General features: G+C 34.2%; 20 protein-coding genes. 7 read left to right on the top strand and 13 right to left on the bottom strand.

The window, feature by feature from the left end; translation table 11 throughout:
- Positions 1-20: 20 nt before the first annotated feature.
- Genes DMB65_RS09290 through DMB65_RS09280 form a run of 3 tightly spaced genes read left to right on the top strand, consistent with a single transcriptional unit; the run spans position 21 to position 5,121 of the window.
- Positions 21-2,324, top strand: a complete 2,304-nt coding sequence (locus tag DMB65_RS09290; protein ID WP_110306373.1) for a TonB-dependent siderophore receptor — start codon at positions 21-23, stop codon at positions 2,322-2,324.
- A 6-nt stretch (positions 2,325-2,330) separates the two neighbouring features.
- Positions 2,331-3,767, top strand: a complete 1,437-nt coding sequence (locus DMB65_RS09285; RefSeq protein WP_110306372.1) for an ABC transporter permease — start codon at positions 2,331-2,333, stop codon at positions 3,765-3,767.
- A gap of 1 nt (position 3,768) precedes the next feature.
- Positions 3,769-5,121, top strand: a complete 1,353-nt coding sequence (locus tag DMB65_RS09280; protein WP_110306371.1) for a DUF3526 domain-containing protein — start codon at positions 3,769-3,771, stop codon at positions 5,119-5,121.
- 335 nt (positions 5,122-5,456) lie between these two features.
- On the opposite strand, the gene DMB65_RS09275 is transcribed toward DMB65_RS09280, so the two are convergent.
- The 5 genes from DMB65_RS09275 to DMB65_RS09255 all read right to left on the bottom strand — a co-directional run bounded on the left by DMB65_RS09275 (position 5,457) and on the right by DMB65_RS09255 (position 10,112).
- Positions 5,457-5,900 (bottom strand): hypothetical protein, encoded by a 444-nt coding sequence (locus tag DMB65_RS09275; protein WP_123955306.1) that lies wholly within the window; start codon positions 5,898-5,900, stop codon positions 5,457-5,459.
- Between the two features lie 413 nt (positions 5,901-6,313).
- Positions 6,314-7,012 (bottom strand): RloB family protein, encoded by a 699-nt coding sequence (locus DMB65_RS09270; RefSeq protein ID WP_230470634.1) that lies wholly within the window; start codon positions 7,010-7,012, stop codon positions 6,314-6,316.
- Positions 7,013-7,019: 7 nt separating this feature from the next.
- Positions 7,020-8,327 (bottom strand): AAA family ATPase, encoded by a 1,308-nt coding sequence (locus tag DMB65_RS09265; RefSeq protein WP_110306368.1) that lies wholly within the window; start codon positions 8,325-8,327, stop codon positions 7,020-7,022.
- A 640-nt stretch (positions 8,328-8,967) separates the two neighbouring features.
- The gene (locus tag DMB65_RS09260; protein WP_110306367.1) at positions 8,968-9,273 is read right to left on the bottom strand and encodes a hypothetical protein; all 306 of its coding nucleotides are present in this window, start codon (positions 9,271-9,273) and stop codon (positions 8,968-8,970) included.
- Positions 9,274-9,488: 215 nt separating this feature from the next.
- Positions 9,489-10,112 (bottom strand): leucine-rich repeat domain-containing protein, encoded by a 624-nt coding sequence (locus tag DMB65_RS09255; RefSeq protein WP_230470633.1) that lies wholly within the window; start codon positions 10,110-10,112, stop codon positions 9,489-9,491.
- A gap of 194 nt (positions 10,113-10,306) precedes the next feature.
- On the opposite strand from DMB65_RS09255, the gene DMB65_RS09250 reads away from it, so the two are divergent.
- Together DMB65_RS09250 and DMB65_RS09245 are read left to right on the top strand one after the other, a co-directional pair.
- The gene (locus DMB65_RS09250; RefSeq protein ID WP_110306365.1) at positions 10,307-10,795 is read left to right on the top strand and encodes a DUF1761 domain-containing protein; all 489 of its coding nucleotides are present in this window, start codon (positions 10,307-10,309) and stop codon (positions 10,793-10,795) included.
- A gap of 120 nt (positions 10,796-10,915) precedes the next feature.
- On the top strand, positions 10,916-12,061 hold the full coding sequence (locus tag DMB65_RS09245) for a GNAT family N-acetyltransferase (protein WP_110306364.1): 1,146 nt from the start codon (positions 10,916-10,918) through the stop codon (positions 12,059-12,061).
- 2 nt (positions 12,062-12,063) lie between these two features.
- Here DMB65_RS09245 and DMB65_RS09240 read toward each other — a convergent pair whose 3' ends face one another.
- Positions 12,064-12,933, bottom strand: a complete 870-nt coding sequence (locus DMB65_RS09240) for a diacylglycerol/lipid kinase family protein (protein ID WP_110306363.1) — start codon at positions 12,931-12,933, stop codon at positions 12,064-12,066.
- Positions 12,934-13,052: 119 nt separating this feature from the next.
- On the opposite strand from DMB65_RS09240, the gene DMB65_RS09235 reads away from it, so the two are divergent.
- The gene (locus tag DMB65_RS09235) at positions 13,053-14,015 is read left to right on the top strand and encodes an App1 family protein (protein ID WP_110306362.1); all 963 of its coding nucleotides are present in this window, start codon (positions 13,053-13,055) and stop codon (positions 14,013-14,015) included.
- Positions 14,016-14,245: 230 nt separating this feature from the next.
- Here DMB65_RS09235 and DMB65_RS09230 read toward each other — a convergent pair whose 3' ends face one another.
- The gene (locus DMB65_RS09230; protein WP_110306361.1) at positions 14,246-16,159 is read right to left on the bottom strand and encodes an ABC-F family ATP-binding cassette domain-containing protein; all 1,914 of its coding nucleotides are present in this window, start codon (positions 16,157-16,159) and stop codon (positions 14,246-14,248) included.
- 65 nt (positions 16,160-16,224) lie between these two features.
- Here DMB65_RS09230 and DMB65_RS09225 point away from each other — a divergent pair, with 65 nt between their 5' ends.
- Complete coding sequence (locus DMB65_RS09225) at positions 16,225-16,608, top strand: DUF983 domain-containing protein (protein WP_110306360.1); 384 nt, start codon at positions 16,225-16,227, stop codon at positions 16,606-16,608.
- Here the strand turns inward: DMB65_RS09225 and DMB65_RS09220 are convergent.
- From DMB65_RS09220 to DMB65_RS09195, 6 genes are all read right to left on the bottom strand, one after another.
- Positions 16,589-17,662: an NAD(P)/FAD-dependent oxidoreductase gene (locus DMB65_RS09220; RefSeq protein WP_110306359.1), complete on the bottom strand. Its 1,074-nt coding sequence runs from the start codon at positions 17,660-17,662 to the stop codon at positions 16,589-16,591. The two genes, DMB65_RS09225 and DMB65_RS09220, sit on opposite strands and share 20 nt — an antisense overlap.
- A gap of 81 nt (positions 17,663-17,743) precedes the next feature.
- Positions 17,744-18,733 (bottom strand): type IX secretion system ring subunit PorN/GldN, encoded by a 990-nt coding sequence (gene porN, locus DMB65_RS09215; RefSeq protein WP_110306358.1) that lies wholly within the window; start codon positions 18,731-18,733, stop codon positions 17,744-17,746.
- A 44-nt stretch (positions 18,734-18,777) separates the two neighbouring features.
- A complete protein-coding gene (gene porM / locus DMB65_RS09210) occupies positions 18,778-20,316 on the bottom strand; it encodes a type IX secretion system motor protein PorM/GldM (protein ID WP_110306357.1) in 1,539 nt (512 codons plus the stop codon).
- Between the two features lie 51 nt (positions 20,317-20,367).
- Complete coding sequence (gene porL, locus DMB65_RS09205) at positions 20,368-21,015, bottom strand: type IX secretion system motor protein PorL/GldL (protein WP_110306356.1); 648 nt, start codon at positions 21,013-21,015, stop codon at positions 20,368-20,370.
- 60 nt (positions 21,016-21,075) lie between these two features.
- A complete protein-coding gene (porK, locus tag DMB65_RS09200) occupies positions 21,076-22,479 on the bottom strand; it encodes a T9SS ring complex lipoprotein PorK/GldK (RefSeq protein ID WP_110306355.1) in 1,404 nt (467 codons plus the stop codon).
- A 261-nt stretch (positions 22,480-22,740) separates the two neighbouring features.
- Positions 22,741-23,892, bottom strand: coding sequence for a formimidoylglutamase (locus DMB65_RS09195; RefSeq protein WP_110306354.1), 1,152 nt, complete (start codon positions 23,890-23,892; stop codon positions 22,741-22,743).

Raw genomic sequence — 23,892 nt, 5'->3', positions numbered from 1 at the left:
AATTATTTCCATCAATCAAAATGAAACATCTATTTTTATTTGCCTTATTATTTCTAACAGGCATACAATCTATACAATCCCAAACCATTAACGAAAAAATACGGGACAGCATCGCAAAAGATTCTATTAAAATGGAAGCGAAGCAAAATGAACTGCAAACTGTTGAAATCATTGGACGTTCTACCAAAAAATATTACAGCGACTATTCTTTTGCAGCGACAAAAACGGCCGCATTGAACAAAGATATTCCACAATCTATTTCGACTGTAACCAAGGAATTAATTGCTGATAAAGCGGCATTCTATCTGGCCGATGCCGTAAAAATGACGAGCGGTGTTATTCCGGCCAGTTACTATAATCAATATACGATTCGCGGTATCAGTCAAAATGAAGAGGGTCAGATTATCAACGGAATGCGAACAAGACAATATTATTTTTTACAGCCACTCACCACCAATATTGAACGTGTTGAGGTAATAAAAGGACCTTCGAGTGCTACGTTTTCATCAGTAGATCCGGGTGGAAGTATCAATATGGTGACTAAAAAACCTTTGGCAACAGAGCATAAAGAAGTCAGCATGAGTGTTGGAAGTTTCAGTACGCTTCGCGGAACTTTGGATTTCACAGGGCCACTAAACGAATCAAAAACATTATTGTATCGGGTAAACGGTGCTTATCAGGAAGCCAAATCATTTCGTGACCTGGTAAACAATAAATCATTCCTGATCTCGCCATCTTTCAGTTATATTCCGAATGAAAAAACGGCTATCAATACTGAATTGATCCTAAGCGACATGAAAGGAATCTTAGATAGAGGACAGCCCATTTTTGGTGCCGTAGCCGGAGTGACAGATTTAAACAAAACCCCAATAAGTTTGAATCTGGGTGCTCCGAGCGATTTTTTCAGGTCTAAAGAAATGATTCTGATGACAAATTTTGTGCATAAATTCAATTCTAAAATTGGCTTTAATGCCTCGTACATGAAACAAACCTGGACAGAAGATCTTCAGGAACACAGAACCACCAATGCTTTTGCGGTGGACATGAATAACCAGCCGGTAACCAGCCTGGCGATGATGCAATTTGTACAACGCCAGCAAAATTGGGATATTGATAACTTAAGTACCTACCTAAATTTCGACTTACAAACCGGAAAACTGAAACATAAATTGTTAACGGGTTACGATTTAAGCAGCTGGAATAAAAACAAAGGCGGCGGACAAAATGCAGCCAGAGGTTATCTTTTAAATGACGGAACAGTAGCCGGTTCTTTCGTTTTGGCAAATGCTTCAAATTACCAAACCACCACTATCGACGGGATCGTTCTGCCAAAACCAAATGTCAATTATTTCAATTTAAACAATCCGAAATATACTGTTACTAGCCCGGAAGATTATACTTTAAATGTTAGAACCGCTTTGCCATCAGCCTTGACCACTACAAATGCCATTTATATTCAGAATCAGATTCAGTGGGCAAAATTTAGCTTTTTATTAGGTTTACGAAACGAATGGTTTGAAGACATCACCAATTACAAAACAAACAACGAACTCACGGTAAAAAAATCGGCTTTGCTGCCAAGGGTTGGGGTTACGTATGCGGTAAACCACTCTATTAATATTTATACAACTTATCTCGAAGGCTATCAGCCACAATCGAACACAGTGACTTTGATGCCGCAAACCGGAAGTTTACCAGCCGGAAGCCAGTTTGATCCTTTAGAAAGTAATTTGAAGGAAGTTGGAATTAAAGCTACTTTCCTTAATAATTCAATGAGTTTTAATGCTGCGGTTTACGAAATCAATCAGCGTAATATTCTAATGAACGCCAATGATCCTGTAAATCCTGATTTACTGGTAACAAGAGGAGCCGAAAGAAGCCGTGGATTTGAGTGTGATCTCGCTGGTTACATTATTCCGGACTGGCAAATTAATGCTTCTTATAGTTATATCGATGCCGAAATTACTAATGACGGTAATGCTTCTTTAATTGGCGCCAGAAAGCAAAATACGCCAAAAAACAGTGCTAACTTATGGACCCGTTACAACTTTAACTCTGATTCTGCTCTGAATAATTTCGGAATTGGTGTGGGAATGCAATACCAAAGCAGCAAAATTCCGTGGTTTACCAGAGATTTTATAATTCCGGATTTTACGGTTTTTGATGCTGCCGTTTATTACAAACCTACTAAAAGCAATATGCAGATTGCTATGAATGTGGGGAATGTTTTTAATCGTACGTATTGGCTTGGCGCACAAAATTACCTCCGCTTATTTCCCGGCGCGCCACGAAATGCGACGCTTACCGTAACTTATAAATTTTAACAAAGCATGTCTTTACACCTAGCAATTTTAATTGCAAAACATTTAAAAAATTCAGCCTTTAAAAATAAGGCTGTTTTTATCATCACCCTTTTTATTAGCCTTCTGCTGGTTTATGCTGTTTTATCAGGCTGGGAAAATTATACGAATCAAAACCAGACCAGTGAAAAATACCAGCATGAATCGCGTGAGGACTGGCTGAAAAACCCGGATAAAAATCCGCACAGAATGGCTCATTACGGAAATTTTGCTTTTCGAAAAAGTACTTCGCTGAGTGTTTTTGAATTTGGAATGGAACCTTTTTTTGGAAATGCTATATTTCTGGAAGCACATAAGCAAAATACAGCCAATTTTTCTGAAGCCGGATTCTCGAACAGCATGCTGCGTTTTGGGGAAATCAGCACGGCTATGGTTTTTCAAATCTTATTGCCTTTGCTGATTTTTTTCCTTGGATTTAATTCGGTCGCAGCCGAAAGAGAAAACGGAACACTAAAACTGATTTCAAGTCAGGGAATCAACTGGAAACAGCTTTTAGCAGGTAAAACACTCGGCATTGCTTCTGTAATTATGATACTGTTTCTTCCGGCGGTTCTTGTTTTGGTTTTCATCTGGTTATTGCTTCAAAACTTTAGCATTTCATTTGATGAGACACTTAAAATGATCTTGTTTGTCGGCTTTCATTTTATATATCTCTTATTATTTTGCGCCATTGCCGTTTTGGTTTCTGCCTCATGCAAAACTTCAAAAAAAGCGCTGATCTCATTAATTGGGATTTGGTTGGTTTTCACAATTATCTTACCGAGAACAACGCAGGCAATTGGCGCTTATATTTATGAAGCTCCTTCGAAAATTCAATTCAACAGCGATATCGAAAAAGATATTTTAAAACAAGGGGACAGCCATAACCCGAATGATTCGCATTATAAAGCGATAAAAGATTCTTTACTGTTGGTATATAAAGTCGATTCGGTTCAGAAACTTCCTTTCAATTATTCCGGTTTTATCATGACCGAAGGCGAGAAGATCAGTTCCAAAATTTACAATAAACATTTAGAAAACCTGCTTCATATTTACGAAAAGCAAAACCGTTTTTCAAGAGCAGTATCATTTTTGAATCCGTATATCGCGATGAAAAACCTGTCAATGGCATTATCAAATACCGATTATGATTCGTATATCGATTTCCAGAAAAAAGCCGAATCGTATCGTTATGATATGGCACAAAAAATGAATGCCTTACAAATTAAATACATTAGCAATCAAAAAGACAAGCCGGCTGTCATTGATAAAAATCATTGGGCAGAAGTTCAGGAATTTCATTATGAGCCCAAAGGAGTCCTGAGCGTTTTAAAGAACGAAATTGCCTCTGTTATTTCACTTTTTAGCTGGATTATTTTATTGTTTATTTTAATCCGGTTAGCTTCAAAAAACCTTAAAGCCATTTAATATGTTAGCATTAGTATTTAAAAATTTCATCCGCTCTAAGGGAACAAAAGTGGGGTTATGGTTTCTCCTGATTATTGGTTTTATCAGCCTTTTAATTGGACAGCAATTCCAGCAAAAGCAAAACAAAAACATCACCGAAGCGGCAGTTTATCAAAAAGAACACATTGTCCGAAACGCTTCCTTTCACAAAGACGAAATGGGACTTTTGCTTTATTATGTAAAATTTTCACTGGTAAATAAGACGTTTCCCTTAAACAGCCTGGCAATTGGTCAGCGTGATGTCAACCCATCGGTTCAGAGCGTTACGATTCGGGGTCTGGAAGGTCAGAAATACGATTCAGAACTTAACAATCCTAGTAATCTTTTGTTGGGAAACCTCGATTTCAGTTTTGTGCTCCTTTATCTTTTTCCGCTTCTGATCGTTGCTTTTACCTATAATATTGTTTCTGAAGAAAAAGAATCCGGGACCTGGAAAATTGTAGCCACGCAAAGCAACAATACTTTTTTCTATATCCTGAAATTATTCTGTATCCGGATTTTAAGCCTGATTGTATTGCTGACAATTATCCTCTTTATGGCAGCCCTGCTTTTGGATATTCCATTTAAGAGTTCACTTCTCACTTTTTACATTATCAGTATTTTATATATTCTTTTTTGGTTTGCCGTTTGTTTTTTTATCGTTTCACTTCAAAAAGATTCAAATTTTAATGCCGTAATCTTATTGACAATCTGGCTGTTCCTGATTATCATTCTGCCGGCAGCCATTAACACTTATATTGTCAATAAATATCCGGTTCCCGAGGCATTAGAACTAACGCTTAAACAACGAAATGCCTACCACGAAAAATGGGATATGGATAAAAAAACGACGATGGATAAATTCTACCGTCATTATCCGCAATTCAAAAATTACGGCATTCCTGCCCAGGAGTTCAGCTGGCTGTGGTATTATGCCATGCAGCAAATGGGCGATGATGAATCAGCAAAACAGTCTGAGGAATTACAAGAAAAATTAAAGCAACGTAATCAGGCGAGCCAGACGATTGCGCAATTCATTCCCACGCTACATACCCAAATCCAACTGAATGAGATAGCAAAATCAGATTTGGAAAACCAGCTTTTATTTATGCAAAAAACCAAAGCGTTTCATGAAAAATTGAGGCTGTACTTTTACCCGAAAATTTTTGATAATGCTGCTGTAGCGAAAGAAAACTGGTCCAAATTTAAAGTAGAAACTTTTGAAGACAACTCTCAGACAAACCTGGCAAAAAGTTTGCTGCCTTTATTGTTTTTTAATCTTTTATTGATTGTTCCGGGCTGGATGAATTTCAGGAAAAACCAAGCTGTAATGTAAAAATCAATATTGACTTAGAACGATTTTAAAGTAATGCTGTTGCTTTCAAAATTCCCTAGACATAAACCTCGCTGATGGCGAGGTTTGTTTTTTTATATGCTTTGTCGATTCTCTTTTTTAGGTATGAGTATGACACTCTCACGAGCGATTGTGATTATTTCTGCTCGTACATGCCTTGGGATCCAAATCCTCTGGAAATCCTACTGATTGTTTTATGATAACCTCTAGTGACGGAGTCTCAGCGGTTCCGTTCGACATGGATTTCATTAGTTCGTCAGTTCGTCAGGCTCCGGTGTTGGCTCTTCGAACCCAACCCTAGTTGGTAGCAAAAGACATTATTTGTTCACCTTTAGTATTCCGTAATTTTTAGGTTCAATTTTTTCAGTAAATGTATAATAACTGTCAGGTTCCCATTTATTATTTCTAAAAATGAAAGATAAAAATTCTGTCCAATATTTATTTCTTTGAAAGTTTATTTGCAAGTTATCGCCTTCATTTGGTTTGTAGTCGAAGTCAAAACAGTTTTTAGTGTTAATTTCATCTAAAACAAATTCTTCTGATAGACTAAATCCAATTTTATCACTGGGCATATTTAATAAACCCATCTTTCCGCTATCTTCACTTCCTTTATATTCGTAGAGAATCCAACTAAATGGCTCTTTAGATTTTGGAAGTTGCTTTTTATGAAATTTGTCTAGTCTTTTTTGAAAGTTAATGTTTTCAATATTTTTTTCGTCGAGACAAGTACAAAATTTTAGTTGATTGCTTATTTCACACATTTTCTGCGGATTTTTGGTTATGCTTTCTGCTAATCGAGTCACGGAAGAGAATTTCACCCTTACCTTCTCACGGAACCGTACGTGAAAGTCTCCCTTCACAGGGCTCTTCATGTTCATAAATCACGCTAAATTAATTTAATTTATGGATATTCCGCTGGCAAAATCTGAAAAAGACTGCGCAGCGGGATTGATTTATGGGTAAGGGATCTATGCCTAAAAGTGAAGGAAAACACGAGAAAACCAAGCAGAAACTACTTCCAAAAAAAGAGGCGCGAGCCTCTTGAAATTCTTATAACTCATTTATCGAAAAACCCATAGTAGCGGAATATCAGCGGTTCCGTTCAACACGGGCTTCATTGTTCGTGCTTCACACGCAACGAATCCCTTGCTGTTGGTGTCTGGCATTTTTTCTATTATAAATATTTTAATAATTCTCTTACTAATCTGTAAACCGTTGTTGATGATTCTTCATTTGCAGGATTATGGTGGTCAAATCTGTTGTAAATTTTTTCAGCTCTTTCAATAGCTAGAATTTTTCGCTCTTTTCCAGATTTCTGATCAATTCCATCAAGTAAATCAAAAATTTCTTCGGTTATCATTTTACTTTTTTTGCCATCATAGGTAATATTAAATTCTTTCAAAGATTTATTTAATTTCTCGTTATACTCATCTCTATGCATTCCACCACCTTGATGGTCATTAAAATGAAGTAGAATCCAATATTCAAATGCTTGATTAGAATATGCTATACCAAAACCATTTGCATCAGCTAGTAAAATTGCATTATTAAAGTCAATATTATCAAAATCATCTTTATCAAAAACACACCAAACTTGTTCGTAACTAGTTTGATTTGCTAGTTGTATTGCTCGATTAACTAAAAATATTGTATTAAATCCTTCTCCAACAGGTTCGATTGTAGCTGATGTAAGTCTAAATTGATTAAAGTATGATGGTTCTGTATTTTTACCTTCACAAACTATTAGAATTGTTGGTTTTTTGGTTAATACAGGTTCTAGTCTTTCAATACTGGTTTCTGCTCTACGTTTAGCTTTTAATTGTGCTCTATGCTTTTCTTTATCTAGAGCCTGTTCTGCTTTTTTATCCTTCATTCTCATATTACGGCAGAATATTATCAAGATTATTAAAAAATCCTAAATATGGAATCGCTCCATATTTACCCTTAATGTAATTTTCTTCAAATGATTCGTTTTTTCTGACTTCGTCAGATTTAAAATCCGCTAAAGAATAAAGTTTGGCTTCGCCAAATTTATTTTTATCAGTAAACCAAATTTGGTCACGTCTAAATAATCCAGAACTTAGAAGGTTTGTATCGTGAGTATTAAAAATTAATTGCGCATTCTTTTTATTAAATTCTTTTGAATTAAATAAGGAAACGATTTTACAAACTAGATTAGGATGTAGTTTTGAATCAAGTTCATCAACAATTAGAGTGTAACCATTTTCAATAACATCTAAAATAGGACCAGTTAAAGCAAAGAATTTTTTAGTTCCAGATGATTCATCATCAAACAATGAAAAATTAATAAAGTCAATAGCTTTTTTGTTAGAATCAAATTTTTTGTGAGAAGTTAAAACGTCTGAAAGAATTTCTTTCTTGTCGTCAATAACTTCTTTAGTAATTCTATCTTTGAGTTCCTTTGGCATATCTTTAGGAAGATTTGCTAAATCAATCTTTTCAAGATTAATATCTTGAATTCCCAAATCAGCGGCTTTTAACAAATTTAAAATTTTTACTTTTTGATTAGGATCATCAGTTTTGCTTAATGTAAAACCTCTATAACCAGATTCATTGAGTCCCGAGATAGTTTTAAGTTCTTTGAACCAATCCATTACTTCAATAGAAGTTTTATCGTTAAATTGAGCAGAAACAGATAATAATAGAGCGTTGTTTCTCACAAGTCCTTCTTTAATAACTGTTTTTCCTTTAGTGAAGTTTCTAGAATGTGTTTCAAAAATATCACCATCTCTGTAAAAAAGTTCAATTTCTTTAGTTTTAGGTTTATAATAAAGCCATTCAGAAATCACACTTTTTTTATCAACCTCAAAGCCATAGCGGAACATCACATCATTTTGTGTAAATACAACTTCAAATTCTGATGGAGAATTTTCAGTTTCGCTACTTAATTTAAATGGCTCAGTATCGATTTCATCTCCTTTTTGGCTATCTTTTGAGCTTGAAATAACAAAAAATTTCATGAAATTTAGCGCTTCAAAAAATTTGCTTTTTCCGCTAGCATTTGCCCCATAAACTACAGCGCTTTTAAGTAGTCTAATATCGAATTTATTGTCATTATAAATATTATCGACTTCTCGGGTATCTTTGTCATAGTTTGACGCAACAAGGTTTAAAGAAGTTTTCTCTTTAAAAGTTTTGAAGTTCTTAACTGAAAATTGCAACAACATAATAATTGTATTTATTGTAAATAATAAGCAAATATATATATATTATTTTACACTAAAATGTAAAATTAACATAGTTTTTGAAATTTTGTCGTTTAAAAAGGGTTCTATTGTGCAGTTTTCGTGCGCTTGCCACCAACTTGTATATAGTCGCTACTTTATAGCGACTATCCCTCCTTTTTAGGAAGCAAACCCGCTATTCAGTAGCGTATACTTTGTAAATATACATTTTAATTATTATCCTACAAATCATCAAATAGAAGTGTTATTTTTCGAATACTTTTATCGCTCACTTCGGTATACAGCAAAGTGAGTTTGATCGTATCGGGAAGTTAAAGGCTGCGGTTATACTTTAAACAGCAGTATATTTGATTTGCAAATGTGAACTCTCTATTTCTTATGAAAATCAATGCCTTAGCCCAACTGTACACGATAGCGAACTGACGAAGTAAATAGCTCCTGATACCAATTATATATTCCAATATTGTGTAATAAAAATTAGCCTGTTTTTATATTGTATCGGTATTATTCCGGAAAGTTTCCGAGTTGTTAAATGACTATAATGGGTATAACAGCAGTCCCGGATTATAAAAATCCTAACTTAGATACAAAAAAAGACTGCGAATTGCAGCCTTTTTTTAGTTTAAGCCCTAAACAAAGCATACTTATTATAATCGTACAACACCTTGTCATAAGGCACCAACAATGTTTCGATTTTTTCTGAAGATTCTTCAAAAGTGATTCCGTTGTATTTCCTGAACAGATAGATCTCTCTAAGGCAATTAGATAAACTCTGATGAATTTCAGAAGTAAATAAAGGTAACCGCTTGTCTGCTACCAACAAATCTATCTGGTAGTTGGAACTGCTTTTCGAAAGATTGTTACCAATTATTCTGATAGTGAATTTAGTACTTTTTCCGTGTTGTTTTCCCTGATAATGTATTACCATGACTTTATTATTAAAGGTTAGAATTTATTTTATTTTTAGTCAAAATGCTTTTTAATTCATTACTTAAAGTTATGAAAAAAAAGCAAAATGTTACTGTTCCTGTGTTAAATTATACTTTTTGGCATAAAAAAACCGTAACGAATTACGGTTTTTTCACAATTAACTAAATATATTAATCAACTTTTTTCACGAGTAAAATTCATTCATAAGCACGATTAATTTACGGTAATATTACTACTATCTTTTTCTATATTTTCGTCAAGCAAAAAAGGATATCCTTTTTCATCCAGCATGGTCATATTTAAAGCGTCAAGCAAAGTGAGCTTTTTTGAAACGGAACCTTTAAATTTATTATACGAAAGGTTCATTTCGGACAAATGATGAAGTTTTTCCAGTTCTTTTGGTACTTCACCATGAAAATTATTATCAAACAAACTCAGGTTTTCTAAAAAATTAAGGTCGCCTATTTTATGACTTAAACTTCCTGAGAATTTATTATTACTTAAAAGCAATACTCTCAAAGTTGAAATTTCATATACAGAATCTGGCAGACTCCCTTCTATTTCATTATTAAAAAGCGCAAGTGTTTCTAAATGCTCTAAATCTCCAATAGTTGAAGGCAATTCGCCTTTAAGATTATTACCTGCTAAATTAAGTCCGACAACCTGACCATTCCTAATTTCGACACCAAACCAGGCAGAAACTGAAGATGTTAAATCCCATTTTATTTTCCACTCCCCTCCATTTGTTGCCTGATATATTTTAATCAGGGCGTATTTCTCTTTATCAGAAACCGTATCTGCAAAAACTGAATTTGATAAAGCAAATAGTACAAACAAAAAACACAATTTTCGCATAGTTGGGGGGGGCTCAATGTTTGCTGCAAAATTATATGATTTAAACCTTCAGCACAAGCAATGTCAATAAAGTGTTAATAAGTAAAAAAAAACAGGATTTTAATACTCTAAATAAAATATCCTTCACGCTAAATTTTTAATTAAATTTGACTAACTAATCATAAACACCTTATTTTATGGAAATTAACTTTATTACATTTCTGGCATCAGCAGTTGTGACACTGGTAGTCGGATTTATCTGGTACAATCCAATGGTATTTGGAACCATCTGGATGAAAGAAAATAATTTTACACAAGACGATCTAAGAAAAGGCAATATGCTCAAAATATTTGGCTTTACTTATATTTTCTCCGTATTGATTTCAATGGCTTTAATGTCGTTTACAATTCACCAGTCGGGAGCCTTGGGGATGATTGGCGGACCTACAATGATAGCAAGTGCCAAGCCATCTTATCATGCTTTTATGGCAGATTACGAAACAGCTTACCGCACTTTTAAACATGGAGCCCTTCATGGTTTTATGTCGGGTTTATTTTTTGCTTTTCCTCTAATTGGAATTAATGGTTTATTCGAAAGAAAATCATGGAAATACATCTTTATTCACGCCGGATACTGGATGCTCACCCTTACCATTATTGGTGGAATTGTTTGCGCATATGCCTGATAAAACTACAGAAACAGAATCCGTTTGAATTTAGATTTCAAGCGGATTCTCTTAATAATAACTTAAAGAAAAAAAATTATTGCAACTATTATCTAATTTTGAAGAAATTAGCTCACAATCTTGAATACAACTTATTCTTTCCAAATATACAAAAGCGTGTTATCACTGCCTTTAGAATGGAACTTACTGGCTGCAGATAATATTTTTTTGACCCGAGAATATCTGGAAGTTCTGGAAAATTCTTCTCCGGTAAATATGACGTGTCATTTTATCGGCTTTTTTGAAGAAGAAAAACTTATCGGCATTGCCCTGACCCAATTTTTATTTGCAGAAAAACTCGAATCATTTGGAGAACGTGACAAATGCTTGAAAACTTCTGTCCGGAATTTTGCCCTTCGAAATTTTGCTTCACATGTATTATTCGTTGGCAACAATATGCTGACAGGACAAAATGCTTTTGCTTTTGCTAAAAACATCAAAGAGTCTAAAGCTGTAAAAACACTGCATAAAGCCATTAATCAGCTCAAAAAAGATTTAAAAGCGACTGGAAAAAAGGTTCATATTACCAGTCTAAAAGATTTTACTGCAAAAGAAATCGCGCCTCTGCAAACTGAATTCAAAAACAATTATACGTTTTCTACCCAACCCAATATGGTTTTTAAAATCAATAAAAACTGGAAGACTGAACAGGATTATATTGATGCTTTATCCAAAAAATACCGGGATCAGTACAAACGTGCCAGAAAAAAAGCAGACGGAATCGTAAAACAAAAAATGTCCTTTTCTGATATTAAAAAGTATGAAGATGTAATTTACGACCTCTATTTTCATGTTGCAAAGAATGCGCCTTTTAATACTTTTTTCCTCGCCCGCAATCATTTTAGCTTTTTTAAAGAAATCATGAAAGATGACTTTCTGCTTTATGGTTATTTTTTAGACGAAAAACTCGTAGGTTTCAATACACTGATAAAAAACGGAACTGTGATGGATACTTATTTTTTAGGTTATGATGAAAGTGTGCAGCGCGAAAAGATGCTTTATCTAAACATGCTTTACGACATGATCGGATACTCCATTAAAAAAGGTTTTGAAACAATTGTATTCGCCAGAACTGCTCTTGAAATCAAAAGTTCTGTGGGAGCCAAACCCGTAAAAATGTACGGATTAATCACCCATAGCAATGCTTTGATCAATCATAACATTGCCCGCTTTTTTAATTACCTGGAACCCAAAACCGATTGGCAGGAGCGAAATCCGTTTAAATAATTTTACGGTATCGCAATCTTCATTTGTTTATGCAGAATATGAATTTCCAGTAAAGTCTGAGATCCGCAATATTCACCATCAATCTGAAAGCTCACCGGATAATCGGTTTGAATTGTTGCCTTGTCTGTAGAAATAATGACAACATCTTCAGAATCAACAGGCATATTACCTGTAATAATTTTTCCAATTAACAATAAATCCAGATTTTTCAGGATAACCAATTCAAATTTTCCGTCATTCATTGCGCCTCTTGGATTGATAGTTACGCCTGTTCCGTACTTTTGTGAATTGGCAATTACGATCATTCTCGCAACATGGTCAACCGTTTCTTTGTTTGCCGTAATTGTGGCAACAAACGGTTCATTGGATTCTGTGAGAGTCGTAAATGCCTGCAAGGCATAACCCCAAAAACCGCGTATATCGCTTTCTTCATAATTTTTTACCAGATCGGCATTGAGACCTAAATCACTTAAATGAATACTTTTTTTGCCATTGATGCAAATCATATCCATTTCGATATAATGACTCAAAAAAGCTATTTTCAGGTTTTCATCAATTGTTGATGGTAAATTTAAATCGACAGACAAACCGTTAGCAGAGCCGGCAGGCAAAATACCAATGATTACATCGTGCTGTTCCATCGCCTCTGCTACCATTTTAATAGTTCCGTCTCCACCGGCTACAACAATTCGTTCCGGATTATACTGCTTGTGTAAGGCTTGTATTTGTTTTGCATCACTTTTCCCTGTGGTTTCATACACCGCCAACTCAAAATGATTTGTGGTTGCAAACTCCTGAACCGCTTCTATCAAATCAGATTTATCAAGGTCTCCTGAAATCGGGTTTACAACGAATATGATATTCTTTTTCAAAATTTTCTATTTAAAAACCAATTAAAATAATTAATTTAACTCTTACGTGTTGGGTTTGAATTCGTTTTTGATAATACTTTCAGCCAACAGATTAACTCTTATATAAAAATACACAATAAATGAAACCAATCTTACAATTATATCGTGGTTACGCCAATGAACAGGAATTAATTGTAATGGGTCATGTTTTTAAAAGAACTTATGAGTATGATTTTCAAAAGAAAAACTTAAAAAATGCACGTTCGATTATTAATCAGTTTAGGATAAAAACCATTCTAAATTTTGATGTTTACCTGAAATTGGGCGAAAAAGAAATCCATACTAAAACTTTGAACGACGGTTATTTTAAGTTTTGTATTCCACTCGAAAAGGAATTTCATTTTGGATGGTTGGAATACGAAGTGAACATTAAATATAAAACAGAGATTATCTCTTGCAAAGGCAGTTTTATCAGGCCTCATGAGGGAAATCTTGGAATTATTTCTGATATCGATGATACCTTTTTGATTTCTCACACCAGAAATGTTTTTAGGAAAATTTATATCCTGTTATTCAAAAATGTAAATGACCGGAAAGTTTTTAAAGATGTAGTGCCGCATTATCAGGCGTTAAGTTCAGCCGGAAGGAACAATAAAGACGAACAGAATGCTTTTTTTTACATCTCCAGCAGTGAATGGAACCTGTATCGGTTTATTGTAAAATTCACCAAAATACATCAGTTGCCACGAGCTGTTATTTTGCTGAAAGACATCAAAAGAGGTATTACTGATTTTTTTCTGAGCGGAAGAGGCAATCATAACCATAAATTCGATAAGATAAAACATGTTTTAGAGTTCTATCCGAATCTAAAATATGTGTTATTAGGCGATGATTCACAACATGATCCCTTTTTGTATGAGCAAATCTGCAAAATTTTTCCGGTTACTGTAATTGCAGTTTACATCAGGCAAACTGGTAAAATGCAAAAATCAGAAGTCAAAAAAATTATGAACAATTTAGAAACACTTGATGTTTCGGCCTGCTATTTTAAAGAAAGCAGTGAAGCAATCATGCATTCAAAATCTATTGGTATTATTAAATGAGGGATATTAGGCTGAAAAAGTTATGATTTGAGAGCCTGAACCCGAAACAATACATATTGAAAAAACGAAAATTCTTTTAGCCCAGATTAGAGTGAAAAGCCCGGAGCAAAAAAGGTTGTATTTCCTGTTGAAAAAAAGCGACTGGAAGAAGCTCTTTTTGCAACATTAAAAATACAGCCTTTTTTGTGAGGACTTGAAACGGAAAGCTGGAATAGCTCCTGAAAATTATTTTAAGCGTTGAAATTATCGATTTCTTCCTGAACGATTTCCCAATCGAGAAGCAATTGATCCAGATCGGCTTTCTTTTTGTTGTATGCGGTAAAAAACGAAGCGTCTTCAATATGCTTATCATAATTTGAAGCGAGCATTTTATCGTCGTGCTGAATGTCTTTTTCTAATTGTTTAATCTGGCTTTCGACTTTGCTTAAACGGTTTTGCAAAGCTTTTACTTTTTTCTGATCTTCGTAAGAAGTTTTGTTATTTTCTTTTGGAGCCGACGTTTTAATAACGTCTTTTTTCTCGACTTCACGCATGTTTTCAAGATTGCGTTGCTCTAAGAAAAAGTTGATATCTCCCAAATATTCCCTGATTTTTTGATCTTTGAATTCGTAAACGATATTCGACATTCCCTGAAGAAAATCCCTGTCGTGAGAAACTAGTAATAATGTTCCGCCGAATTTTTGCAAGGCCGCTTTCAGGACATTCTTGGATTTGATATCTAAGTGGTTCGTAGGCTCATCCATTAGTAAAACGTTGATGGGCTGAAGCAATAATTTACAAAGTGCCAAACGGTTACGTTCACCTCCTGAAAGTACTTTTACCTTCTTTTCGACATCATCTCCACGGAACAAAAAAGAACCTAACATGTCACGCACTTTAGATCGGTTCGTATCTGTTGCAGCATTTTCCATAGTTTGCAACAAAGTAATTTCACCGTCTAAATACTCTGCCTGATTTTGAGCAAAATATCCTAACTGCACATTATGTCCTAATTTGATATTTCCCTGATATTCGAATTCGTTTACCAATGCTTTAATAAAAGTTGATTTTCCTTGTCCGTTCTGCCCCACAAAAGCAATCTTACTTCCTCTTTCAACCAATAAACTAATATCTTTCAGAATCGTTTTGTCACCGTAACTTTTGGTTACGTTTTCAGCTTCAATAACAACTTTTCCAGGCTCTTTTGAAACCGGAAAGGAAATATTCATTACTGAATTATCGTCTTCGTCAACTTCAATTCTTTCTACTTTATCCAGTTTTTTAATCAATGATTGCGCCATGGAAGCTTTTGAAGCTTTGGCACGGAACTTCTCGATTAATTTTTCGGTTTCTTCAATCTTTTTGGCCTGGTTTTTTTGAGTAGCCAATTGCTTTTCGCGGATTTCATGTCGCAATTCCAAATATTCAGAATAGGGTTTATTAAAATCGTATGCTTTTCCTAATGAAATTTCGATTGTTCTGTTGGTCACATTATCCAAAAACATCTTATCGTGTGATACGATCACCACAACTCCGGGATAATTACGAAGAAAATTCTCGAGCCAGATGATACTTTCTATATCTAAGTGGTTGGTAGGCTCATCGAGTAATAAAACATCATTGGATTGCAATAATAATTTAGCCAGCTCAATACGCATTCTCCAACCTCCTGAAAATGTTTCGGTCTGGTTATTAAAAACCTCTCTCTTGAAACCTAAACCTAACAGGATTTTTTCTGTATCACCGACATAGTTATAGCCTCCAAGAAGATCAAAACGATGTGTATAATCAGAAAGATCTTCAATAATCTGACTATATTCCTCACTTTCATAATCGGTTCTTGTAACCAGTTGATGATTGATTTCTTCCAGCTTTTTTTCCACTATCTTAATTTCAGTGAAAGCTTCATAGGCCTCCTCCAAAACTGTTCTTCCCTGTTCAAAATCAATGTCCTGACGCAAAAAGCCCATTCGGATATCTTTCTCTTGCGAAATAACTCCTGAATCTGGTTTGAAGTCTCCTGCAAGCATTTTTAACATGGTCGATTTACCGGCTCCATTTTTACCAACAAGACCTACGCGGTCTCCTGCACCCAAACGAAAAGTAACTTCTTCAAATAAATAAGTTCCACCAAAAGAAACCGAAAGATTGTGTATATTAAGCATAATTTGTGACTATTGTTACAAGGAGTAAAGGTTCAAAAATGTACCTTTGTGAAAATTTTTTGCAAATGTTAAAAAAAGGATCCAAACTAAATAGTATTTTAACAGGAAGTTGTCCAAAATGTCAAAATGAGAGTATGTATTCGGACAAAAACCCACTTCATTTGACCAAAGTTCTCAAAATGAATCAAAAGTGCAGTCATTGTGGTTTAAAATACCAACTTGAACCCTCCTTTTTTTATGGGGCAATGTATGTAAGTTATGGACTAAATGTAGCTTTGGGTATTGCTGCTTTTATTGTTTCATTTGTGTTTTTCGGTGTCAGTATAGAACAATCATTTTTAGCGATTGTCATAACTTTAATTGTTTTATTTCCCTTTGTTTTAAGACTTTCCAGAAACTTATACATCAATATGTTTATCTCATATGATTCTAAGGCCGCCGGGAAATAAGAGATTTCAAATACCTTTTATGAAATCGCTTAATATCAGCTTCAGGATCGACAGGAATTCCGGTTTCAATATGTTCAAATAACATTTTTGCCAGGGCTGGACCAAGCATAACACCACGTGTACCTAATCCGTTAAGTATATGAATAGATTTATACATATCATGTGTTCCAACTAAAGGTCTTCTATCGGCAACCGTAGGCCGTACCCCCGCAAAGTGTTTTATAATTTCAAAATCACAAGTGATGATCTCCCTGATACGTCCTAAAAGTTCCTGCTTCCCAGCTTCTGTAGGCAAAGGAGTTTTATCATGCCAATTATAAGTTGCACCAACTTTAAATAAATCACCTCCCAGTGGTAAAATAAAAACACTTGTATTAACTATAACGTCAAGATTTAGGTTGGGAGCCTTAATTAGAAATAGTTCGCCTTTTGTACCATCCAAGGGGAGATAATTAAAAAAAGGATTTTTATGCAACCCGAAGCCTTCAGCAAAAATAATATGCCGTGCCCGAATATTTTTATACTCAATTCCAAATTCTAAAAACTTAATATCACTACAATCAAAAGATTCTTCAAGCAATAATTTTTTTTTAAGCAGATATGCTTTGTATTTCACCAATAATAAAGCTGTATCAACGTAGCCTGTATGTAAAACTTCACCATAATCATATGGAGAATCAATACCATCAAATTTTGTAGAAATTAGTTTTGTGGATAAAAAATCTGAAAGATTTATTTTATCAGAAGCAGCAAACCAGTTGTTTTGTTCTTCAATGGAGAAAAATTTTCTTAAAATCGGCATTTTAAAATTAAACTTCTCATTCAATTTATCTTCAACCTGACTATAAAAATCATTCATCAAAACTAACTGCTCTTTTGCATTCCAAACTTCGCTAAAACGCTTTAAAATAACCGGATTATACAAACCTCCGGCAATTTTTGAAGAGTTTTGAGATTTATCATCAATAAGCAGAATAGCTTTATTGCTTTTAAGAGCAACTTCAGCAAAAGAAATTCCAGCTAATCCAGATCCGACAATTAAATAATCAAGCATATAATAAGTATATAATATAGAAAAAACTCTTACTACAAAGGTAGCAAGAGTTTTTTCTATATTAAAATTTGAATTGTCTATTTAGTAATTCCACATATCCTGCTCAAAATTACGGATCTTTTCTTTTACTCTTTCAGATTCCAACAATTGATTTTGTGCATTGTCTTTCATGTATTCTTTAATCTCACGATCTCCGTACAGGTTTTCTTCTTTGTACACAATAGCGTTGAAACGTCTTGAATTTAGAATTTGATCGAATGAAATTGGAAGTGCTGAGTTGCTGTCGTTAAAAGCTTTGGCTTCATGCAAAGCAGTTCTTGAATTAGGATAAAAAATCCAGAACAACTCAATATAATCCTTTTCATCACTATTCATTGTATACACATCAGGAGTTACCGGACAAATTCCAAGTAAACGATATTTTAACTCACTTTGACGTTTGTCAAAATACCAGTAACCTTTTATTTTATACTGAGAAACATCAGCAGCAGTAAGATCCTGCTTTAAAATATACTCAGAAGGCACAGTTCTTGTAGGACCTACAGTTTCATCAACATAAGTAACTACTTTCTTTTTTCCGGTACCAGTAACTACTTTTTTCTTCACAACGTGTGATTTGTAATCATCTGGATATTGGTTAATAAGTTCTCTACCTGCATCTGTTGTATCAATACGTGACAATGATCCTTCGATGTCTTTCAAAGATTTTTTAGTATTGAAATAACTATCAGAATAAACTTCAGTTATCTTGCCATTTTTCATAGCCTTCGTCAAAACATCATAAAGAGAACGTCTGTCAGAACCAATATTAGCAGTATCTACAGGAAAATAGAGTGGAAAGTTGATTTTTTCATTCAAATCAATAATTTCCCAAGTAGTTTTTCCCATTAATACATCTCTATCATCTACATAACCATAAGCCAAAGGCTTGTCATTGTCTGAGATAAGCTGTGCAGGAGTTTTAAGTCCTATCTGATCAGGTGTTTTTGCATTAAGCAAATTAGATTGCGCATTAGAAGCAAATGTCCCTGCGATAGAAATAATAGCTATTAAAAAATTTCTTACTTTCATCATGATATCATTATAAGATATTGAACGTAGTTTTACCTACTTTATTATTGTATTTCATAAATTACAGGAGCAGTTCTTGGCAATAAATAACTACCCGCTCCAACAAGTTTTGTTTTAATTTCAGAAATAGTAACCTGATCACCTCTACCTGCTTTAGAAAGAACTGATTTACATTGTGCATTTAACCTGTTACCACTAACAACCACAGTTGGCTGACCAGCAATTTTCATGTTAAATCCAACAACATCCAAACCAACTTCGAAATCAAAATCTTCTAATTTAGCACCAATAGTTGCTATTTCAAGATTAGATTTAGGTCCTTTAACAACACCTGTTTCACCTCTAATAGTACCTGTTGGTCCAGGAATACCTTTAATTCTGAATGTTTTCTTATCCGTAACTTTATCTCCGTTTGGTAATGTCCCAGTAACAGAAATAGTAGTTTCAGTACCTGAACTAGGGCTCATGTTATATTTACCAGGTTTACCAGCAGAATTTAATCCAGGTGCACTTGCAACAATTTTGTTAGCATCAACACCAGCAAATGAAACAGAGATTGGGTTAACAACTCCTCGGTATACTACATTCATTTTATCTGCAGAAATTGTAGCAGAGTTTGGTCTTGGCACTACAACATATTTTCCTGCAAATTTAAGTGGAATGTTTTTACCATCTTCCAAGAATGTAAATTGTCCGTTAATATCTTGTTCTCCTACACCTCCTGCTGTTAAAGAGATAACAGCCTGACCGTTTACGATTTGACCAGGTCCTTGGAATGAAGTTGGTTTTGTGTTTTCGTCATAACGACCTAAAACTACTTTACCAGTTACTTTTTCACCTTGGAAATAAGCGTTTTTATCTAATACAACAATAGCCTGATAATTACTGTAAGAAGCAGCAGCTACAGCAGCTTTTCCTAAAGCAGCACTGTAAACATCCGATTCTGCTTTCTGAACGTCATTTTGCCAAGCTGAAAGTTTAGCTAAAGAAGCCACAGCTGGGAAACCTTTAAAATGATAAGCCAAATACTTATCTTTTAAGCCTTCTTTGTTTTTAACATCAGAAACATCGAATTTCTTTTCAACTTCAGCTAAAATTGCAGCATACTTTTTATCAGATAAAGCAGCTTTCATGTCGGCTTTGTACTTTTCAATTTTAGAAATGATATCCTTACCTTTAGCTGTATATCCCTCACCAGTAAACCAGTTGTCGATATTATCACCTTTATCCATCGCCTCATAAGGTAATTTTCCTGTTTCTTTATCAGTTTCAAAACCTTTTAAAACATCGCCTTTTAATCCACCGATGTATGCATAAAATTCTTTTGAAGCTGTTTCAACTTTATGAGCTGTAACCGCAGCAACGGCAAATTCTCCTTTTGCTTCAGCGGCTTTTTGATCTAGTGCTGATAATAATCCAGCATTTGTTTGCTCTGAAGAGGTATTTGCACTTTCAAACTTTTCATTCATTAATCCAAAAGCAGATAAAACTTCTTTGGACATATTCATTGCTAACATTGCGATGAAAACCAGATACATCAGGTTAATCATCTTCTGTCTAGGGGTTAATTTTCCTCCTGCCATTTTTTTCTAATTAGTTCTTATTAATAATTTAATATAATAGTTAAAAACTAATTATCCTTTGTTACTCATTGCAGAAAGCATACCACCATAAACATTGTTTAAAGAAGCAATGTTTGCAGTCATAGATTGCATTTGCTCTTTTAATTTAGATGCATTCTCAGCTATTTCGGTATTTGCCTGTGCGTTTCTTGAAGCGCTTTCTAATTGTACTTTATATAAACTGTTCAATGATTCCATTTGAGCAGCAGCCATTGACAATTCTTCAGCATATTTCTTTTGTCCTGCAATAGAATCTACTGTTGGAGAAATTGCTTTCGCAGCTCCTTCAAAGTTTTTAATACTGTTTCCTAAACTTGACATTAATTCTCCGTCAATTTTAGCTTCTTTAAGCATTGCATCTAATTTTTGAGATAACAATCCTTGGGCATCAGCTGTAGTCTCAACTTTATCTGCTTTCTTTTTTGCCTGTCCATTCGCCAATTCAGGATAAACAAGGGTCCAGTCTAATTCATCTTCCACAGGTTCGAAAGCTGATAATGCAAAAATTAACGCCTCTGTAACTAGTCCGACTGATAGCATTAATGTACCAGTTAAAGGTCCAATCTCAAAGTGAGTAATTTTGAATAAAGCTCCAATAATTACTACTGCCGCTCCCATACCATAAGCGAAATTCATTGCTTTTTTACTTAATAATGCCATAATAATACTCTTTTTTAGGTTTTAATTTAATTTAGATTTGGTTATTGAATTGAATTTAATTTACTTTTTACTTCCGGTTCCGGTCACCTGAGTCCCCATGTAATCCTGTACAGTTCTGAACCCAATATAACTTCTCGCAGAATCTGCATATTCATGATCACGCGTACCAACCTGTAAGAAGTAAGCTACATCTTTCCAAGAGCCTCCTCGAACAACTTTTCTCTGATTATTTCCATCAATCACGTTTGGATTCATTGTAGAAACATACTCGTATGCATTTGGATTGTAAGCCGAATCTGTCCATTCAGAAACGTTTCCAGCCATATTGTACAATCCATAACCATTCATTTCGTATGATTTAGCTTCAACTGTATATAAAGCTTCATCAGCAGCATAATCTCCTCTACTTGGCTTGAAGTTCGCTAAGAAACAACCTCTGTCACTTTTCGTGTAAGGTCCTCCCCAAGGATATGTTGCAGATTCCAGACCTCCTCTTGCAGCATACTCCCATTCAGCTTCAGTTGGTAACCTGAAAGCATTTACTAAATCACGTCCTTTTTTCTTTGATTTAATATAACTGTTTTTATTTAAGGTTCTCCAGGCACAGAATGCTTTAGCTTGTTTCCATGTTACCCCCACAACAGGATAATCACCGTATGCTTTATGCCAAAAATAATCATTATGCATAGGCTCATTATATGAATAAGCAAAATCTTTAATCCAAACAGCTGTATCAGGATAAATTGGCACCTCTTCTGTTTTTACAAAATCTTTTCTCTTACCAACTTTAGCCTTTGCTGCAGCCTGAATATCCATCCATGAATAACGGAACTTTAATTTATTTACATCAATTGTTCTTAGACCATTATATGACTCTTCAATTGGTAAATACATCGAATCCATTACTTCAGTATAGTACTCATCCGGATAAGCTTTTGTATCTTTTATTAATTTAACTTTTTTATTTAATTTTCTTCCAGCATAAGGATCATCTTTTGTTCCAACACTATAATAATTATCATACATATATTTATCATAAGCTGTCATTTTATCAGGCTCTGAATCATTAAATGCATAATCGGCAATACTTCCGGCATTTTTACCTTTTCCAGTTCCTGCCGCTGATTTTTGACCCGTTTCGTCTGCTAAAATAGCTAAACGAACTCTCATTGTAGAATCTTTTACCCACTCTACAAACTGACGGTATTCAGAATTTGTAATCTCTGTTTCATCCATGTAAAAAGAACGAACGGTTACTGTTTTTGTAGGAGCATCTTCTACTGCGGCTAAATCAGCATCGGATTTACCCATGATAAAAGATCCACCTGGAATTAAAGTCATTCCATAAGGTTTTTCAGGATGCCACTTTCCTCCTTGCACACCAACTAATTCTCCTTTATCTCCTGATTTACCACAGCCAATTACTAGTGTTAACATTGTCGCAAATGCAATAAACTTCTTCATATAAATTTGGGATTTCTATTCATTATTATAAGTCGTAAACGTATTTATTATTTTTTAAAAAAACAATACTATATCTATATTTATTTCAGCGGTCAAAATTAATGTTAAAAAAAATAAAAAAAAAATATTTCACAGTCAAACTGTTAAAAATATTCAGTAAAAAACGTTAAATTTTATGTTTTAAACATCTAATCCTACTAATTAAACCAAAACAAAATCATTATAAAATCAAAAAATTAAGATTTTTAAATAAATTATTACTCACAAAACGTTTTTTCTTTGCGCTTTCCACCATCTTTCCGGCAATTCCTGATTGCAAGCACATAAATACTCATCATAAGAACAAGGTAACAACGTATTTCTTTTTAATTTATTATTTCCATTTGACAAAAACGGAATTTCAATCCACCAGCGGTCCGTTTTATCACTTTTGTAAAAAATCAGCTCTTCATTTTCAAGCGGTACGATATATTTTAAATAATTTGTTCTGCTTCCAAAAGGATATTCTTTAGAACGATAATGATACCCTTCTATAAAATACCAAATTATCTGAGCAATCATTGCTGATTCATGTAAAGTGCTATTATGATTAAAAACACCAAATGATGAAACTTTATCACTAATTCCTGCATAGCGGGCTAAAGAACAAATCTCTTTTCCATTGAAACCGTTCGGTTCAAAAGACATCATATTTCCTGAATCTGAAGACTTAACTGAATTCAGGTCAATACTAACCAAATCAGCATCTCTGAAAACAGGCTCAGCCAAAGCTATATTATTTGAAATTTCACCCAATCGATAGGCATCAAAAAACAATTTTTCAATCAAATCAATTTCTTCCTGAGAATTATAATAAGTTTGATAGCCAATATTACAGTAATTAAAAAGATTATTAGGCTCGTCAATTATAATTTTTGTCAAATAAGAATTAGAAGAAACCGTTTCATTTTCTTTACCAAAATCAAATCTGTTATCTACAGTAACCAAATTGACCATTTGTTCCAGATCATCATATCCACGATACATAGCATAAGTCAGATCCTGTGAGCCTCCCAGAACTAACGGAATCACTTTATTTTTTATCAGTAATGAAATTACTTTTTTTAGAGCAAAATAAGTATCCTCTACCGTCTCCCCTGCTAAAATATCCCCTAAGTCGGCAATAGATGCATCCCAATTACCCGGAAACATGCTGTATAGTTTTTTACGAACAGCAGTTAGACTAACTTCATTAACAATATCAATATTCCTGCGATCTTCTAAAACACCAATGATAGCAATATTTATTTTACCAACATCAGGAAATTGATCCAGAGTATGCAAAACAATTTTACTACCCAACTCTTGAGAAGATAACGAATTAATGAATTTTAATGTTCCTTCGTTAACTGGTTGCAGAAAATCAAATTCCAT

Origin of the sequence: Flavobacterium cheongpyeongense, from assembly GCF_003202435.1 — a bacterium.
In the GTDB taxonomy this organism is placed as follows: domain Bacteria; phylum Bacteroidota; class Bacteroidia; order Flavobacteriales; family Flavobacteriaceae; genus Flavobacterium; species Flavobacterium cheongpyeongense.
Note: the sequence above shows the minus strand (reverse complement) of the source record. Positions and strands in the feature narration are given on the sequence as shown.

What these genes read in the sequence shown, in the direction of transcription:
- DMB65_RS09290 (WP_110306373.1), top strand. Translation starts at nt 21, where the DNA reads ATGAAACATCTATTTTTATTTGCCTTATTATTTCTAACAGGCATACAA.
- DMB65_RS09285 (WP_110306372.1), top strand. Translation starts at nt 2,331, where the DNA reads ATGTCTTTACACCTAGCAATTTTAATTGCAAAACATTTAAAAAATTCA.
- DMB65_RS09280 (WP_110306371.1), top strand. Translation starts at nt 3,769, where the DNA reads ATGTTAGCATTAGTATTTAAAAATTTCATCCGCTCTAAGGGAACAAAA.
- DMB65_RS09275 (WP_123955306.1), bottom strand. Translation starts at nt 5,900, where the DNA reads ATGTGTGAAATAAGCAATCAACTAAAATTTTGTACTTGTCTCGACGAA.
- DMB65_RS09270 (WP_230470634.1), bottom strand. Translation starts at nt 7,012, where the DNA reads ATGAAGGATAAAAAAGCAGAACAGGCTCTAGATAAAGAAAAGCATAGA.
- DMB65_RS09265 (WP_110306368.1), bottom strand. Translation starts at nt 8,327, where the DNA reads ATGTTGTTGCAATTTTCAGTTAAGAACTTCAAAACTTTTAAAGAGAAA.
- DMB65_RS09260 (WP_110306367.1), bottom strand. Translation starts at nt 9,273, where the DNA reads ATGGTAATACATTATCAGGGAAAACAACACGGAAAAAGTACTAAATTC.
- DMB65_RS09250 (WP_110306365.1), top strand. Translation starts at nt 10,307, where the DNA reads ATGGAAATTAACTTTATTACATTTCTGGCATCAGCAGTTGTGACACTG.
- DMB65_RS09235 (WP_110306362.1), top strand. Translation starts at nt 13,053, where the DNA reads ATGAAACCAATCTTACAATTATATCGTGGTTACGCCAATGAACAGGAA.
- DMB65_RS09230 (WP_110306361.1), bottom strand. Translation starts at nt 16,159, where the DNA reads ATGCTTAATATACACAATCTTTCGGTTTCTTTTGGTGGAACTTATTTA.
- DMB65_RS09225 (WP_110306360.1), top strand. Translation starts at nt 16,225, where the DNA reads ATGTTAAAAAAAGGATCCAAACTAAATAGTATTTTAACAGGAAGTTGT.
- DMB65_RS09220 (WP_110306359.1), bottom strand. Translation starts at nt 17,662, where the DNA reads ATGCTTGATTATTTAATTGTCGGATCTGGATTAGCTGGAATTTCTTTT.
- porN (WP_110306358.1), bottom strand. Translation starts at nt 18,733, where the DNA reads ATGAAAGTAAGAAATTTTTTAATAGCTATTATTTCTATCGCAGGGACA.
- porM (WP_110306357.1), bottom strand. Translation starts at nt 20,316, where the DNA reads ATGGCAGGAGGAAAATTAACCCCTAGACAGAAGATGATTAACCTGATG.
- porL (WP_110306356.1), bottom strand. Translation starts at nt 21,015, where the DNA reads ATGGCATTATTAAGTAAAAAAGCAATGAATTTCGCTTATGGTATGGGA.
- porK (WP_110306355.1), bottom strand. Translation starts at nt 22,479, where the DNA reads ATGAAGAAGTTTATTGCATTTGCGACAATGTTAACACTAGTAATTGGC.
- DMB65_RS09195 (WP_110306354.1), bottom strand. Translation starts at nt 23,892, where the DNA reads ATGGAATTTGATTTTCTGCAACCAGTTAACGAAGGAACATTAAAATTC.